Raw genomic sequence first — 15,437 nt, forward strand, 5'->3', positions numbered from 1 at the left:
GTGAGCTGGGACGGAGCCGTGAATGCCTGGCAAGTTGCCGGCCGCGTTTACCGGATGGGGCGCCGCGAATGGCTCACCGAGGCAGGTTGGCGGCATGCGTACGACGACGGCGTCCGCACGGTGATTGATCTCCGTAACTCCCGTGAAGCGCAGCGCCGGGACACCGACCCTGCGGTGACCGAAGCGGCCTGGTCCGGCGTCACGATCGTCGCCGCACCCACTGAAGAACCCGATGATCCGCGGTTCACTGCCGTCTGCGGACCGTACCTCAATGATCCCGCCCATTATCTGCACAACGTCCGGCTCTACCCGGAGAAGTTCGTGGCGGTGTTCCGCGCTGTCGCGGCAGCCGAAGCCGGTGCCGTCGTCATTCACTGCGCGGCGGGACGGGACCGGAGCGGCATGGTGGCGGCCATGCTGCAGGACCTCGCCGGCGATCCGGACCAGCTCATTGCGGACGGCTACGCCAAAGCCGCCCGAGGCATCAACGAACGTTTCCGGACGCACGGCCCGCCCCATGCTGGCGAACGCTACATCGACGACGCCGAACTGACACGCCTGCTGGAGCGGCGCGGCCGGGCCGTGGTGGAGTTTGTCCGGGAGCTGGACACCGGCACCTTCCTGCTGCGGAACGGCCTGTCCGAGGCCGGACTGGGCGCCGTCCTGAGCCTGCTCGGCAGCCGGGTGGCGCCATGAAGTACGTGGCGGCGCCGCTCGCGGTGGCGGGAGTGGTGATGCTTGTCGCCGGGCCGTTCTGGGCCGTCCTCGCTTCAGATTTCGGGACCATGGAGGAGAACTTCGGGCTCGGCGACGGGACCGTCGACGGCGAGTGGCTCCCGGGCCAGATCTTCCTCATGGTGGGCGGGGCAGTTTTGTGCCTGGCCGCGGTGGTGGCCGCGTACATGGCACGGCGGAGCGGTGCAGATGAATAGAACGAAAGCGACGGCACATAGTTTGAAACGCGTATTTGCGGCAGCAGCGGCTGCCGGAGTGGCATTTTCCGTGGGGCTCGGGGCCGTGCCGGCCTGGGCGGTTGAGCAGCCGGCCGTTGAGCCGCCGCCGGTCGTCGCGCAGCCCGGCGACGCCCACCCCGGCGACGCCCGCCTTCGGGAAGCTGCCCTCCGCGATCTTGGCCTCACCCCAGACGAGTTCGCGGCTGCGGGCCAGCTGGGCAAGCAGGCCGCGGACGTTGCGGCGGCCCTGCAGGATATCTCCGGCTACCTCGGAACACGGATCCACGACGGCCGCATTTTGGTTGCCGGCACCGGCGCCGAGCTGGAAGCGGAGGTGGCACGGCTCAGCGCGACGATCCCGGCCGTCGACCTTGAAACCGCACCCGACGCGCCGCCGTCGGACGCTCCCAGTGAGGACACTGACGCGCCGGCCGCGACGGGCACTCCGGTGACCGGTTCTCCGGCGACCGGCACCGAACTGGCCCGGAGCACCCATGAGCTGTACCAGGCATACCTCCGCGACGTGGGCGCGGCTGGGTTGCAGGCCGTGGCGTACACCGGGGCCAGGTTCGTAGTTCGTACCGGCGGAATCAACGGGTCCGAGGCCACAGTGCCTGATTCGGCCGACGACGCCGGAAATTCGAGCCTCACCAGCCCAAACTCGGACGGCAAGATCTCGCCCGCCGAGTTTGTGGCCCGCTACGCCAACGTGCAGCTCGACGCCGGGGCGCCGCTCGCGCCGCAGGCCGACCTTTCCGGCGGCCAGGGCTACTTCACCGACATCGGAGAAATCTGCTCCGCTGGCTTTTCAGTTTTTGACCCGGCAGGCCTGCCGGGCGTCCTCACCGCAGGACATTGCACTGATGACGGGGCCGCGGCAACGGCCACCGTGGAATTTCCGCAATGGAACCGTAGCGACCTGTTGGGGACCTTCGGGTTCAGCCAGTTCGGCGGACCCGGAAACACCACGGTCCTGCGCCCCGGCAACGATGATGACCCCGGCAACGTCGGCACGGACATCGCCGTTATTGGTCAGCTTCGCGCCGACCTGGACCCGCTGCCCGCCGCCAGCACGTGGAACGATCCCTCGCAGGCCGGCGGGGACGTCAAGATCATCGGAACGGCCGCCCCGGTCATCGGCATGCCGGTCTGTCGCTCCGGCCGAACCTCGGCGTGGTCCTGCGGAACCATCGACGAGGTGGGGATCTATGTGGCAGGCGGACTCAACTATGCGACGGCGCCAACAGACCTGCGGGCCTTCAACGGTTTCCTGTCCTTCGATGTCCAGTCCAGCGGCGGCGATTCCGGCGGGCCCTGGGTCAGCGGCAACTACGCCGTAGGCACCCACTCGGGAGGAGAAGACGCACCCAAACCAAACGAAGCGCTGCCGGTAAACTTCGCCGTGGCCGCCACGCTGCAGGACTCATTGGCGGTGTTGCCCGGCTACCAGCTGGAACTCTTCCTCAACAAGCCGACGGTGACGTCGCCCGCGCCGGGGGCGACGTTCGACGCCGGCCAGACCGTCACCGGCATGGTGGCCGCGGCTCCGGCGTCGGCTGTCGCGGCGGGTTCGAAGGTCAGGATCACAGTGAGTGGGCAGGGGCCTCTTGAGGTTCCCGTGGATGCTGGCGGTGCGTGGTCCTTTACTGCCCCCGCGGTGGCCGGCCCGCTGCGTTTCACGGCCGCAACGGTCAACGGATTCAGCACATCCGGTGCCGTGGCCTTCGGCTTCACCCCGGTCAGCCAGCCCTCCCAGCCGGCCCCGCAATCTCAGCCCCCGGCTGCGGTGCCAGCCGCGAACGGTGCGCTGCCCCCAAAACGTGACAGCGCCGCCGTCGTACGTCCGCTGGGTGACAGCCGGGCCGCTCACCTGGCCAACACCGGCGCCTCCGGGCTGATTCTGTTTGCCGGCCTGGCGGCTGGTGCGCTCGCCGTCGGCGGTGTGCTCCTGTTGTTGGCGAAGCGGCGGCGGAAGCGGCAGCGCCCCACCCCAAGTTGATCTATCACTAAACGTCGTCATCAGCCTGGAATGGCGACGCTAAGTGATAGAGCAACCGGAGGAAGCGGCGGCTACTTCTTCGGCTTCATCAGCAGGTTGGTGATGCGCAGCGTGCAGAGGCGCTGGCCGGCGTCGTTGGTGATGAGGACCTCGTGCGTGGTCAGTGTGCCGCCGAGGTAGATAGGAGTGGCGGTGATGGTGATTTGACCCTCGCGCGCGGAGCGGTGGTGCGTCGCGGAGACGTCCACCCCCACGGCAGTTTTCCCCAACGTGCTGGCATGGATGACCGCCGCCCAGGAGCCCACAGCCTCGCCCACCGCCAGGGACGCGCCGCCGTGCAGCAACCCGAACGACTGCCTGTTGCCCTCCACAGGCATCGTCGCCACCACGCGCTCGACCGACTCCTCCAGGATTTTCACGCCCATCTTCTCGTCGAGCTCGCCGAGGACGATCTTCCACGGTGTGGCGACCGGCGTGGCGCCCGGTGTGGTGTCCGGCGCAGCGGCGTCGGGGGATAGGGCGGTCATGGGTCTCCTTTGGCGAGGCTGAACTTCCAGTGTGCGGCACGGCACAGTCATGTACTGTAGACATATTACCGAACGGACGGTCAGTAAAGCCCTGGCCGCGTTTTGTCCCCGCCTTGGAAGGACCCGTCAACGATGACCACCACTGCAGAAACCACAGTCGACACCGTCCAGACCGTTCCCAGTTTTGTGCAGGATTCCTGGTGGACTCCCGACGCCGGTTCGGCAGCTTCCGCTGTCCCCGTGCGGGACGCGAGCACCGGAGAAGTCCTGGCCAAGGTGAGCACCGACGGCCTGGACCTTGCCGCCGTCGTGGATTACGGCCGCACCACGGGACAGACGGAACTGGGCAAGCTGACCTTCCACCAGCGCGCGCTCAAGCTCAAGGAGCTGGCGCAGTACCTGAACGCCCGGCGCGAGCACTTCTATACTTTTTCGGCCCAGACCGGTGCCACCAAGATCGACTCGATGATCGACATCGACGGCGGCATCGGTGTCCTCTTCACGTTCGGCTCCAAGGGCCGGCGCGAGCTGCCCAATTCGCAGGTAGTGGTGGACGGTCCCATGGAGGTGCTGTCCAAGGACGGCTCGTTCGTGGCCGAGCATATCTACACACGCATCCCCGGCGTCGCCGTGCAGATCAACGCGTTCAACTTCCCGGTCTGGGGCATGCTGGAGAAACTCGCGCCAGCATTCATCGCCGGGGTCCCCATCATCGTCAAGCCGGCCACCCCCACCGGGTATGTGGCCGCGGCCGTGGTGAAGGCGATCATCGAATCCAACATCCTGCCGAAGGGCTCGCTGCAGCTGATTTCCGGCTCCGTCCGCGGCCTCCTGGACGTGCTGGACTACCGCGACCTGGTGGCCTTCACCGGCTCCGCGTCCACCGCGCTGTCCCTGAAATCGCATCCCAACGTGGTGCAGGGCGGCGTCCGGTTCACGTCCGAAACGGACTCCCTCAACGCCGCCATCCTTGGTCCGGACGCGGTGGAGGGCACGCCGGAATTCGACGCGTTCATCAAGTCAGTGGTCACCGAAATGACGGTCAAGGCGGGCCAGAAGTGCACGTCCATCCGCCGCGCCATCGTCCCGGATGAGCTGGTGCCGGCGGTGATCGCCGCTGTCGGCAGGCGCGTGGATGAGCGTGTGGTGCTGGGGGATCCCCGCGCCGACGGCGTCACGATGGGCGCTTTGGCGTCGCTCGAGCAGCTCACCGACGTCCGCGCCGCGGTGCAGTCAATGCTCGACGCCGGCGGTGAGCTCGCGTACGGAACGCTGGATTCGCCGTCGGTCACCTCTGCCGGCGGCGCCACGGGCGTAGTGGATGCTGGCGCCTTTATGTCGCCGGTGGTGCTGAGCTGGGCTGACGCGGAGACTGACGCGATCCACTCGCTGGAGGCGTTCGGCCCGGTGGCCTCCGTGATCGGATACAAGGACCTGCCCGACGCCGTCCGCCTCGCCGCCCGTGGCGGCGGCTCCCTCGTGGCCTCGGTGTGCACCAACGATCCGGCCGTGGCCCGCGAACTCGTCACCGGGATCGCCGCCCACCACGGCCGTGTCCTGATGCTCAACCGCGAGGACGCCCGCAGCTCCACCGGGCACGGCTCACCCGTGCCGCACCTGGTCCACGGCGGTCCCGGCCGCGCCGGCGGCGGCGAGGAGCTCGGCGGCATCCGCTCGGTCATGCACCACATGCAGCGCACCGCCATCCAGGGCTCGCCCAACATGCTCACCGCCGTCACCGGCCTCTGGCACGCCGGGGCGGACCGGAACTTTACCGTGGAGACCGAGGGAACGCACCCGTTCCGGAAGTCGCTGGCTTCGTTGCGGATCGGCGACGCCGTCCGGTCCGACCTGCGTCAAGTGTCACTGGCGGACATTTCGGCGTTCGCTAACTCCACGGGCGACACCTTCTATGCCCACACCAACCAGGAAGCGGCCGAAGCCAACCCGTTCTTCCCGGGCATCGTGGCACACGGGTACCTGCTGCTGAGCTGGGCCGCCGGGCTGTTTGTGGAACCGGCACCGGGCCCGGTCCTGGCCAACTACGGCCTGGAGAACCTCCGCTTCATCACGCCTGTGGCTGCCGGGGATTCCATCCGGGTCACCCTGACGGCCAAGAAGATCACGCCGCGCGAAACCGACGAGTACGGCGAGGTAGCCTGGGACGCGCTCCTGACCAACCAGAACGACGACATCGTGGCCACCTACGACGTCCTCACCCTCGTCGAAAAGTAGCCCCACCCCGGACGCTCTCTCACTAGTCCGAAAATGGAGGGGACGTGACCGCGGTCGGTGCGCACTGTGGTGCACTCCGTCGTGGTCTGGCGGGTGTTGGTGTTGGTATGAAGACGGGGTAGGGTCAGGCTGCGGGTGCGAGGGTGACGGTGTAGCCGAGGGCTTCGAGCTGGCGGATGTGGCCTCGTTTTCTGCTCTCGGGGTCGGTGCGGCGGCTGAAGTAGTCGGGGCCGAGGTCGTTGAACCGGGCGTCCGGGTCTTGGAGCAGGTGCCAGATGATCACGAGGATGGAACGTCCGGTGGCGACGATAGCGCGTTTCTTGCCCCGCCGCCGCGCGATCCTCTGGTGGCGTTCGCCCAGAAAGGTGTGAGTTTTGCTGGCCCCGACGGCGGCCTCGCCCAGGACCCGGGCGAGATAGCGGTTGCCGTGTCCGGTCGAGCCGTTTCCCTTGGTCTTCCCCGCGGAGGAGTTGATGCCCGGGGAGAACTTCGCCCAGGAACACAGGTGCCCCGCGGTCGGGAACCGGGTCATGTCTACCCCGATTTCGGCGATAATAGCGGCAGCAGCGACGGGGCCGATGCCCGGGATCTCATCCAGGCGTTCCGCTGCCGCCGCGAAAGGGGCCAACTGCCCCTCGATCTGTTCATCGACCGCGGCGATATCGGCATCGATGCCGTCGATCCTTGCCAGCATCCGGGCCAGCAGGAAGGCGTGGTGGTCATCAAATTGGCCGGTGAAGGCCTCCTCAAGTTCGCTGATCTTCCCCCGCATCCGGGTCCGGGCCAGCTGCGCGAGCCTACTCGGGTTCCGTTCGCCGGCGATGAGCGCCGCCATCATTTCCCGCCCGGACACCCCGAAAATATCCGAAGCGACGACGGAGAGCTTGATGCACGCGTCCTCGAGGAGTTTTTCGACCCGGTTCTTCTCCGCGGTCCGGGTTCCGACCAGATCAGCGCGGTACCGGGTCAGGTCCCGCAGCCGGCGGATCGGGGCAGGCGGGACGAAACTGGGCCGCAGCATCTGCCGCTCGGCGACCTTGCACAGCCACACGGAATCGAGCACGTCCGTCTTCGGCCGGCCCGGCAGATGCTTCACGTCGCGGGCGTTGACCAGCCACGGCTCGAGCCCGTGCGCCTCCAGGAGGTAAAACACCGGCTTCCAATAGTCCGAAGTCGCCTCCATCACGACCCGCTCGATCCGGAGGTCCACGAGATGGTTGGCCAGCTCCATCAACGACCGCGTCATCGTGGAGTGCGTGGACACCTCCTGCAACCGTTTCCTCCGGTCCCCTTCCGCGGGGACCCGGACACAACACACGAGTTCGGCCTTGCCAATGTCGATCGCGGCGACTCTGGCAATGATCTGATCCTCATCCTGGGTTTCAGCCAGCATGGCTACTGCTCATCTCCTCACAGAGCGGAACTTCTGATTATCGAAGCGGCCGCCCGCGGGGATCACCGGGAAAAATCGGAATCTAGTCCTCGTTCTCGGTAAAAGGAAACAGTGAAGGGCCCACGGCGTGATCCCCGGCGCCCGGCTTAATGACGGACTGAAAGAACCATAGTGACTACGGCGTCGGCAGGCGACCACAGGCACATTTTCAGCCCGGAACGGGCGCCCCGCAAGGGGCATACAGGCTTAATGTACGGTTTCCTGCGACGTTCTCGCACAGGTGAGAGAGCGTCGGGGTTTTTCCCGCATTATGTGAGAGAGCGTTTGGATCTTTCCGGGTTGCTGCGGCGTAAAATTTCCACCGTAGGAGGTGGCCAAATGAACCTAGCCCTGAACACAGCCACAACCATCCTGCCCGTCGATGACGCAGCGCGCGCCCACAGTTTCTACACCGAAAAACTGGGCCTCCCGCACCGCGGAATGACAGACAATGGAAGCGAATTACTCGGTAGCGACGGCGGCCCGATGCTGCAGTTGTTGCCGGTCTCGGACGGGAAGCACTCCGAGCACACCGCCCTTAGTTTTGAGGTGCGCAACATTGAGCGGATCGTGCAGGACATGGAGGCCAGGGGCGTCCGTTTCCAGGATTACGACCTGCCCAACCTCAAGACCGAGAACCACATCTGCACCACGGACTCCGAGAAATGCGCCTGGTTCATGGACACGGAGCACAACATCCTCTGCGTTCACGAGACGTTGGGAATGCAGGCCGAATACCAGCTCTGACCGCCTCAGCAGGTCGCACTCAGCAGGCCGCAGCATTCCCTAGTGCTGCGCGTGGAGCCCGTCGAACGCGATGGTGATGACGTCGTCGGCCAGTTTTTCCGGCGTGAGGGAGCCGCCCGGTTTGTACCATTCCACGATTGAGTTGATGGTGCCGAACAGCAGGCGCGTGACGGTGCGCGGATCGATGTCCTGGCGCAGCGAGCCTTCGTCGCGGGCTGCGGAAATCAGGGCGGCCACCTCGTGATCAAACGCGCGACGGCGCTCCAGGGCGTCGCGCTCAATGTCAGTGTTGCCCCGCAACCGCAGGAGCAGCGTGACAAACGGCAGCCGCTCCACCAGGACGGCCACGGTCTGACGCAGGACAAATTCCAGCCGTGCGTCCGCCGCGCCGCTTTGCGCCCCGGGCTGTTCGAGGATTGATTCCAGGCCACCAAGCGCATGGTCCAGGGCGAGCTTCAAGAGGTCGCCCTTGGACGGCACGTGGTGGTAGATGGCCGATTTCGAGATGCCCAGGTTCTCGGCCAGAATGCCCATGGAGGTGGCGTCGTAGCCGTGCCGGTTGAAGACGTCGACGGCGATGAGCAGCACCGACTGCTGGTCGTAACCGGGACGGCCGCGCTTGCTGGGGACTGCTGTAGTTGGCATACCGGCTATTTTCCCACGAACGTTCGGTAATCCCTGCAGCGGCGCAGCCCAACACATTCGCCCACGACGCTACTAGGCCCTACGCCTTGGGACGGAGGTCGTAGATCCGGCGCAGCTTGCCGTTTGACCGCTCCAGTGAACCCGGCTCCACCACGTCAACGGCGCACGAAGAACCCACGTGGATCTTGATCTGCTCCTGCAAGGTGCGCGCCGCCGTCGTACTCTGCTCAAGTGTCACCGCGTCCCGGCGCTCGATCTTGACGGTCAGCTGGTCCATCCGCTGGCCCTCGGGGCGGGTGAGTTCGAGCTGGAAGTGGGGGCTGAGTTCGGGGATGCGCAGCGCGATTTCCTCGATCTGGGACGGGAACAGGTTCACGCCGCGGAGGATGATCATGTCGTCGCTGCGGCCGGTGATGCGGCCCATCCTGCGGTGTGCGGGGCGGGCGGTGCCGGGCAGGAGGCGGGTGAGGTCCTTGGTGCGGTAGCGGATGATCGGCAGGGCTTCCTTGGTGAGTGCGGTGAACACGAGTTCGCCGTGTTCGCCGTCGCGCAGCACGTTCTCTTTGCCCACTGCGGGGTTGAAAGCGTCGATGATTTCCGGGCGGAAGTGGTCCTCCCAGATGTGGCTGCCGTCCTGGGTTTCCACGGCCTCGCCGGCGACGCCCGGGCCCATCACTTCGGACAGGCCGTAGATGTCGCAGGCCTTGATGTTCATGGTGACTTCGAGTTCGTGCCGCATCTCCTGCGTCCACGGTTCGGCGCCCAGGACTGCGTACTTGAGCGAGGTTGACGTCGGGTCGATGCCCATGTGGGCCATGGCGTCGGCGATGGTGAGCAAGTACGTGGGCGTGGCCAGGATGGCGTCCGGCTGGAAGTCCTGGATGAGCTGGATCTGGCGTTCGGTCTGCCCGCCGGACATCGGGATGACGGTGCAGCCCAGTGCCTCAGCGCCGGCGTGCGCGCCCAAACCGCCGGTGAACAGGCCGTAACCGTAGGCGTTGTGGACCTTCATGCCGGGCCGGACGCCGGACGCGCGGAGGCAGCGCGCCACCAGTTTGGCCCAGTCGGCCAGGTCCTGCTTGGTGTATCCGACGACGGTGGGCCGGCCTGTGGTGCCCGAACTTGCGTGCACGCGGGCTACTTCGCTCTGCGGCACAGCGAACATGCCGAACGGGTACTCGGCGCGCAGGTCTTCCTTGGTGGTGAAGGGGAAGTTGCCGAGGTCGCTGAGTTCGCGGAGGTCCGTGGGGTGGATGCCGGCGTCGTCGAATTTGCGCTTGTAGAGCGGCACACGGTCGTAGGCGTAGGCCACCGTGTGCTGCAGGCGGGTGAGCTGGAGGGCCTCGAGTTCGTCGCGGGAGATCGTTTCCTCGCGGTCCAGGATGGGATCTGTGCCCTGGGAGGTGGGCTGGGGCATTGGCGTTTCGGGGGCGTGGAGGGTCATGGTTTCCTACTTCTTGGGAATGGTGCGGCTGCGTCCGCGGAACTCGGCGATGAGTTCCCCCGGGTTGCCGGAGCTGGGTAGCGAATCGGCCTGCGCACGGAGGTGCGCGTCGGCGTCGGCGGCGAAAATCTGGATGTCGTAGAGCCCGCTGCGCCCAGAGCTGGAACGGCGGTCCGCGACGGCGGTGATCACCTGGCCGCGGTAGGCGGGCTTGAGGAAGTTGATGTCGACGCCGGCGGCAACGGTGATGCTGTCGGCCTCTTCCGGGGTGGGATTGACCGGGTTGCAGGCCAGGGCGAAGGCGGAGTCGGCGAAGGCGAAGATCATTCCGCCGTGCGCCATGCCGAACCCGTTGAGCATTTCCTGCCGGAGTGTCATGCGGATGGTGGCGTGCCCGTCGCTGACGGCGAGGACCTCGATGCCCATCCATTCGGAGGCGTAGTCGTTTTCCAGGATGGGGTGGGTGGCCCCGGAGAGTGCTGCTTCAGCCATGCGTCATTGCCTCCAGCTTTATTTACCGAATGTTCATTAGGTAATCCCAGATGCGGGTCCGGTGTCAAGGGCAGACCGGTCTTTGGGTACCCCTGATCGGTGGGACCCCCGGCACGGAAGTGCAAGGATGGAGGGACCGGCACCACGCACAGCAAAGGGCGGACCATGGCCAAAGGCATCTACGTCAGCGCGACCACCCCGGGGTCGGGCAAGTCGCTCGTGGCCCTGGGCCTCGCGGACACGCTCCACCGGCACGCGGACCGGATCGGCTTCTTCAAACCGGTGGTCCACGGCCCGGACGCCGCCAGCGACCCCATGGTGGCGCTGATGAAATCACGCTTCGCGCTCGACGACGACCGTTGCCGTGGCGGCCTGACGTCCACCGAAGTGCGTGCCCTCCTGGCAGACGGAAAACGCGCCGACATCGATGCGCGCTGCGTGGAGATCTTCGCCGAGATTGCCAAGCATTGCGACGTGGTGATCGTGGAGGGGACGGACCTCACCGGCCAGGACGCCGCCGTCGAGTTTGACCTCAACGCCCGGCTGGCCAATAACCTGGCCGCGCCGGTGGTTGCCGTGGTGGGCGCCAAGGGGCTCAGCGTCGCGGAGGCCGCGGCCGCCGTCGAGGTTGCCCGCAAGGAATTGGTGGCGGAAAAGTGCACGCTGCTGGCCATCATGGTGAACCGCGCGGACCCGGACCTGATGGAGGAAATCGCGGCCGCTATCAAGCCTGGTGCATCCAACCGGCCCGTGTACGTCCTGCCGGAGCTGGAGGAGATCGCCCGGCCCACCACCGGCGAGGTTGCCACGGCCCTGGGCGTGCGGCAGATCGCCGGCCTCGCGGACATGGAACGCGACGTGCGGGACATCAAGGTGGCCGCCATGAATGTGGGCAACTTCCTGAACGTGCTGGACGAGGGGGCCCTGGTGATCGTTCCCGGCGACCGCGCGGACGTGATGGTGGCCTGCCTGGCGTCGTCGTTCTCGCCGGAATTCCCGGTGCCGTCCGCGCTGATCCTGACCGGCGGCCTGTCCCCGGACGCCAACATCTACCCGCTCCTGGCGCAGGCACCGTTCCCCGTGTTCGCCGCCAGCCAGGACACCTACACCACCGCCAAGCGGGTCTCCGAGGTCCGCAGCGAGATCTGGTCCGGGCACCGCCGCAAGGTGGCCTCCGCCCTGGGCCTGTGGTCCAAACGGGTGGACGAGGCCGAACTTGTGGAACGCCTCCACCTGCCGCGCCTGGAGCGGATGACCCCGCTGCGGTTCCTGCACGACCTCATCGAACGGGCCAGGGGCCAGCGCCGGCACGTGGTGCTGCCGGAGGGAACGGACGTCCGGATCCTGCAGGCCGCCGAAATCCTGCACCGCCGCGACGTCTGCGATCTCACCCTGCTGGGACCGGATTCGCAGGTCCGCGAGCTGGCGGCGGCCAACGGCGTCGACCTCGCGGGGATCAACATCGTGGACCCGGCCACCTCGGAACTGCGGCAGGGTTTCGCGGAGAAGTACGCCGAGCTGCGCGCGCACAAGGGCGTGGACCTGCCCAAGGCCCTGGAAATCATGCAGGACGGCAGCTATTTCGGCACCATGATGGTCCAGCTGGGAGTGGTGGACGGCATGGTGTCCGGCGCCGCCCACACCACCGCGCACACCATCCGCCCGGCGCTGGAGTTCGTCAAAACGCGCGACGGCGTGAAGATCGTGTCCTCGGTGTTCCTGATGCTCATGCCGGACCGGGTGCTGGTCTATGGCGACTGCGCCGTGAACCCCGATCCCAATGTGGAGCAGCTCGCGGACATCGCACTCGCCTCGGCCGAAACGGCGGTGCAGTTCGGGGTGGAGCCGCGGGTGGCCATGCTGTCCTACTCCACCGGCGGCTCGGGTTCCGGCGAGGCCGTGGACGAAGTCCGGCAGGCCACCGAACTGGTGCGTGAACGCCGCCCGGATCTCGCCGTCGAAGGCCCCATCCAGTACGACGCCGCCGTGGACGCCTCCATCGCGGAGTCCAAAATGCCCGGCTCGTCGGTGGCAGGACAGGCGACCGTCTTCATCTTCCCGGACCTGAACACCGGCAACAACACGTACAAGGCGGTGCAGCAGAGCTCGGGGGCGGTCGCCGTCGGGCCCGTCCTGCAGGGTCTGCGCAAGCCGGTCAACGACCTCTCGCGCGGCTGCACCGTGGAGGACATCGTGAACACGGTGGCCATCACCGCCATCCAGGCGCAGGTGCCGGCCTCGTGAGAGCGCAACGCGGGGTCACTAAATGCCCCTTCTGAAGGGAATATTGGGCGTTAAGTGACCCCGCGTTGGTGTCAGGTGTTATCCGGCGGTTGAGGACCGGCGGGCCATCTCGGGAAAGTTGAAGGACCCTAGCTGTTTTCCGGCTTGGCCAGGCTGTCTGGGTCTTCCTCCTTGGCCGGCTCATCGGAGAGTCCTAGGGGCGTGAGGTCCAGGTTTTGCAGATCTTCGGGCGGCTCAGCGGCCTCGCCCACCTCTTCGGCTTTGGGGCTTCCGGTATCGTCCAGGGCCGGGTTGGCACCCTCGACGCCGGTGGGATCCTTGGTGCCTGGCGTGTCAGATTCCGCGGTATCGGGTTCGGTGTTGTTGGGCTGAGTGGTGTCGTTCGGCATGGAAGTCCCTCTCTGCATAGTGCAACGTGTCCGCCGACTCTAAGCGCCTGCCGCGGCCGACGCAACGGGCGGCTGACGCAACGGCAGGCGCGGCGTGAGCCGGTCCGCAGCCTCAGCCCTGACGGGCCTTCATCCGCGGGTTCTTTTTGTTGATCACAAAGGTGCGGCCCCGGCGTCGGACGATCTGGGCGCCGGGAACCTTCTTCAGGGCGCGGAGGGAGTTTCTGACTTTCATGGGCTTGCTCCTTGTTGTTGGTGGTGGGTGGGTGGCGATTGACGGATGGCGCAGGGTGCGGCCGGGGCCGTTCAGTTCGGGGCGGGATCGAGCTGGAACGGATCGGTCAGCCCGGCGTACCCGGCCTCCATTTCCGCGTCGGTGAGCTCACAGGCGGAGAGCAGCTGCGCAATTTCCGCCGGGTCCATGCCTTCTCCAGTCGCGGCCAGCACGCTTCCGCGGTCCCCGTGTTCCGGATGCCAGTCCAGGTGGGCGTCCACATGGGTGAGGGGATCGGGCGCCGCACCGGCGTCCTGGTCTGCCAGCCACGGCCCGGTATTTTCGAGCCAGACACGCGGCCCGATGCCCTGGATGGCAATCCGGCACTGCGGCGCGGCGGCGATCCACAGGCGGCCCCGCAACCAGCAGCAGCCCTCCGCGAGGGACGCCAGGGCGTGCCGGAACCGCTCAGGGTGCAGCGGACGCTGGGCCCGGTGCGTGACAGTGGTGAACGGTGAGATGGAGGACGACGCCGGGATCCGCACCGAACCGGGGACCGTCCGGCTCAGGGCGTCCTGGTAGTCGTGACGGCCGGGGCGGATGAGGCCGGCGTTTTCCACCACGTCAGCGTGCGGTGCCAGTTCCCGCACCAGCTGCATGCCTCGAACCCGCAGGGCGGGGTCCGCCGGAAACAGGTCCACCTCCGCCAGCAGGACGGTGTCATTGAACGACAGCTCGCCGATAAGGAATTCGCCCGCAGTGCGCTGGTCCTCCGGGACCGGCGTGAACCCGGATTCAAACAGGGTGTGATGATCCCAAATGTGGTCCTCCAGTGTGTCAGGGGCGCAGGCAAGGACGGCGGAATCAATCGTCACCGGGCGGGAGAGACCACGCCGCAGCGCCCCGATCGCAGCCTCCGCGGACACGGCCGGAGGGAGCCCGATGATGGCCTGCGTCTCCCCGCGTTCCAGCAGCCGCTCGATGGTGGGCACCAGGTCCAGCCGCACGGTGCAGCTCAGGCAGCCGTGTTCCAGCTGCGTCTCGGCACTCTCCAGGAGCCCGGACTGGCTGAAGATCCTGCGGATGACGACGCCGTTCTCCAGCAGGTCGTGCAGGACCACCACGGCGCCGGGATTGGCCGCGGCCGCGTCTTGGCAGGCTTGCTGGCGGCACAGGGCGTCCAGGGAGCTGATCACAGTGAGTTGCATGCCGATCACTCTAATGAGAATGATTCGCAAAAACAAGTCACTGAAATCTGGCGCTACTAGTTGGAAAGTACTTGACGCAATGGAAAGTACTTTCCTAAGATGAGTTCAATACCAGCACCGGCGAAAGGCAACACCATGGACGAAACAACGGAAAGTCCCACTCCCGCCCAGGCACAGGAGCTCCTGGCGAAGGCCCAGTGGATCGGCGCCACCTCCATCAACGCAGCGTCGTGGCCGGTTGCCATGGTCTTCACCAGCCTGGCCATCCTGGGATCGATGCTGATGATCGGCATGCAGATCGTGTCCCACACAGGGTACGGCGCCCCGCTGCTGGCGACCGCCGTCGGCATCTGGGGAGCGGCAACGGCCTGCATCTGGCCGATGTTCCAGACGTCCACCAAAGCCGGGTATACCAGGCGGTTCCTGACGTCACTGATTGCCTACTTCTTTCTGTACAGCGTCGCGCTGGTGGTGGGAGCCAGCCTCTTCCGCGACGGGAACATCTGGTTCTACGTGAGCGCCGCCGTCGTACTTGCCGGAGTTGGCCTGGCCGCCGCCTTCCGTGAGCTGCGCGCGTGAGCGCCGCTGCGGAACATCCCCGCCACCGGCTCGATGACCTCATCCACCAGCCGGTCCGCTTCTCCATCATGGCGGCGCTGGCAGGAGCGGAGTCGATGGACTTCAAGGACCTGCGGGACGCCATCCAGGTCAGCGATTCTGTGCTCAGCAAGCAGCTCACCGTCCTGGAGAAGGCCGGGTACGTGAAGATCAAGAAGGGATTCGCGGGGAAGATGCCGCGGACCTCGGCGAGCGTGACTGCTGAAGGGCGGAAGGCCTGGGACGGGCACCTGCAGACCCTGCGGGACATCGCCGGCGGCTGACGCGGCAACTTATAGAGTGGATCCCAG

16 protein-coding genes are annotated in these 15,437 nt (G+C 66.5%); 8 read left to right on the plus strand and 8 right to left on the minus strand.

Features of this window, described 5'->3' with window-relative positions:
• From AU252_RS15030 to AU252_RS15040, 3 genes are read left to right on the plus strand one after another with little or no spacing between them, the layout of a single operon-like run.
• On the plus strand, positions 1–696 hold the full coding sequence (locus AU252_RS15030; protein ID WP_099093402.1) for a tyrosine-protein phosphatase: 696 nt from the start codon (positions 1–3) through the stop codon (positions 694–696).
• Positions 693–932, plus strand: coding sequence for a hypothetical protein (locus AU252_RS15035; protein WP_058931415.1), 240 nt, complete (start codon positions 693–695; stop codon positions 930–932). Before AU252_RS15030 ends, AU252_RS15035 begins: the two co-directional genes overlap by 4 nt.
• 22 nt (positions 933–954) lie before the next feature.
• Positions 955–2,952, plus strand: coding sequence for a S1 family peptidase (locus AU252_RS15040; protein WP_240484196.1), 1,998 nt, complete (start codon positions 955–957; stop codon positions 2,950–2,952).
• Between the two features lie 71 nt (positions 2,953–3,023).
• Here AU252_RS15040 and AU252_RS15045 read toward each other — a convergent pair whose 3' ends face one another.
• A complete protein-coding gene (locus tag AU252_RS15045) occupies positions 3,024–3,377 on the minus strand; it encodes a PaaI family thioesterase (RefSeq protein ID WP_240484404.1) in 354 nt (117 codons plus the stop codon).
• Positions 3,378–3,611: 234 nt separating this feature from the next.
• On the opposite strand from AU252_RS15045, the gene paaZ reads away from it, so the two are divergent.
• Positions 3,612–5,714, plus strand: coding sequence for a phenylacetic acid degradation bifunctional protein PaaZ (gene paaZ / locus AU252_RS15050; RefSeq protein WP_058931418.1), 2,103 nt, complete (start codon positions 3,612–3,614; stop codon positions 5,712–5,714).
• 124 nt (positions 5,715–5,838) lie between these two features.
• Here the strand turns inward: paaZ and AU252_RS15055 are convergent, their stop codons facing one another.
• Positions 5,839–7,107 carry an IS110 family transposase gene (locus AU252_RS15055; RefSeq protein WP_058930130.1) on the minus strand — a complete coding sequence of 423 codons (1,269 nt, stop codon included), beginning with the start codon at positions 7,105–7,107 and terminating at the stop codon, positions 5,839–5,841.
• Between the two features lie 378 nt (positions 7,108–7,485).
• Here AU252_RS15055 and AU252_RS15060 point away from each other — a divergent pair, with 378 nt between their 5' ends.
• Positions 7,486–7,893 (plus strand): VOC family protein, encoded by a 408-nt coding sequence (locus AU252_RS15060; RefSeq protein ID WP_058931419.1) that lies wholly within the window; start codon positions 7,486–7,488, stop codon positions 7,891–7,893.
• Between the two features lie 39 nt (positions 7,894–7,932).
• Here AU252_RS15060 and AU252_RS15065 read toward each other — a convergent pair whose 3' ends face one another.
• From AU252_RS15065 to AU252_RS15075, 3 genes are all read right to left on the minus strand, one after another.
• On the minus strand, positions 7,933–8,538 hold the full coding sequence (locus tag AU252_RS15065; RefSeq protein ID WP_056346431.1) for a TetR/AcrR family transcriptional regulator: 606 nt from the start codon (positions 8,536–8,538) through the stop codon (positions 7,933–7,935).
• Positions 8,539–8,617: 79 nt separating this feature from the next.
• Positions 8,618–9,982, minus strand: coding sequence for a phenylacetate--CoA ligase PaaK (gene paaK, locus AU252_RS15070; protein ID WP_058931420.1), 1,365 nt, complete (start codon positions 9,980–9,982; stop codon positions 8,618–8,620).
• 6 nt (positions 9,983–9,988) lie between these two features.
• A complete protein-coding gene (locus AU252_RS15075; protein ID WP_058931421.1) occupies positions 9,989–10,474 on the minus strand; it encodes a hotdog fold thioesterase in 486 nt (161 codons plus the stop codon).
• Between the two features lie 165 nt (positions 10,475–10,639).
• On the opposite strand from AU252_RS15075, the gene pta reads away from it, so the two are divergent.
• Entirely contained in the window at positions 10,640–12,718 is a 2,079-nt protein-coding gene (gene pta / locus AU252_RS15080; protein ID WP_058931422.1) for a phosphate acetyltransferase, read from the plus strand.
• A gap of 128 nt (positions 12,719–12,846) precedes the next feature.
• Here pta and AU252_RS15085 read toward each other — a convergent pair whose 3' ends face one another.
• From AU252_RS15085 to AU252_RS15095, 3 genes are all read right to left on the minus strand, one after another.
• A complete protein-coding gene (locus tag AU252_RS15085; protein WP_058931423.1) occupies positions 12,847–13,107 on the minus strand; it encodes a hypothetical protein in 261 nt (86 codons plus the stop codon).
• 112 nt (positions 13,108–13,219) lie between these two features.
• The gene (gene ykgO, locus AU252_RS15090) at positions 13,220–13,342 is read right to left on the minus strand and encodes a type B 50S ribosomal protein L36 (RefSeq protein ID WP_058931424.1); all 123 of its coding nucleotides are present in this window, start codon (positions 13,340–13,342) and stop codon (positions 13,220–13,222) included.
• 71 nt (positions 13,343–13,413) lie between these two features.
• Positions 13,414–14,529 (minus strand): GTP-binding protein, encoded by a 1,116-nt coding sequence (locus AU252_RS15095; protein WP_058932982.1) that lies wholly within the window; start codon positions 14,527–14,529, stop codon positions 13,414–13,416.
• Between the two features lie 135 nt (positions 14,530–14,664).
• Here AU252_RS15095 and AU252_RS15100 point away from each other — a divergent pair, with 135 nt between their 5' ends.
• Positions 14,665–15,108: a hypothetical protein gene (locus AU252_RS15100; protein ID WP_058931425.1), complete on the plus strand. Its 444-nt coding sequence runs from the start codon at positions 14,665–14,667 to the stop codon at positions 15,106–15,108.
• Entirely contained in the window at positions 15,105–15,410 is a 306-nt protein-coding gene (locus AU252_RS15105) for a winged helix-turn-helix domain-containing protein (protein WP_058931426.1), read from the plus strand. Before AU252_RS15100 ends, AU252_RS15105 begins: the two co-directional genes overlap by 4 nt.
• Positions 15,411–15,437 lie beyond the last annotated feature (27 nt).

It is taken from the genome of Pseudarthrobacter sulfonivorans, assembly GCF_001484605.1.
Classification (GTDB): Bacteria; Actinomycetota; Actinomycetes; order Actinomycetales; family Micrococcaceae; genus Arthrobacter; species Arthrobacter sulfonivorans_A.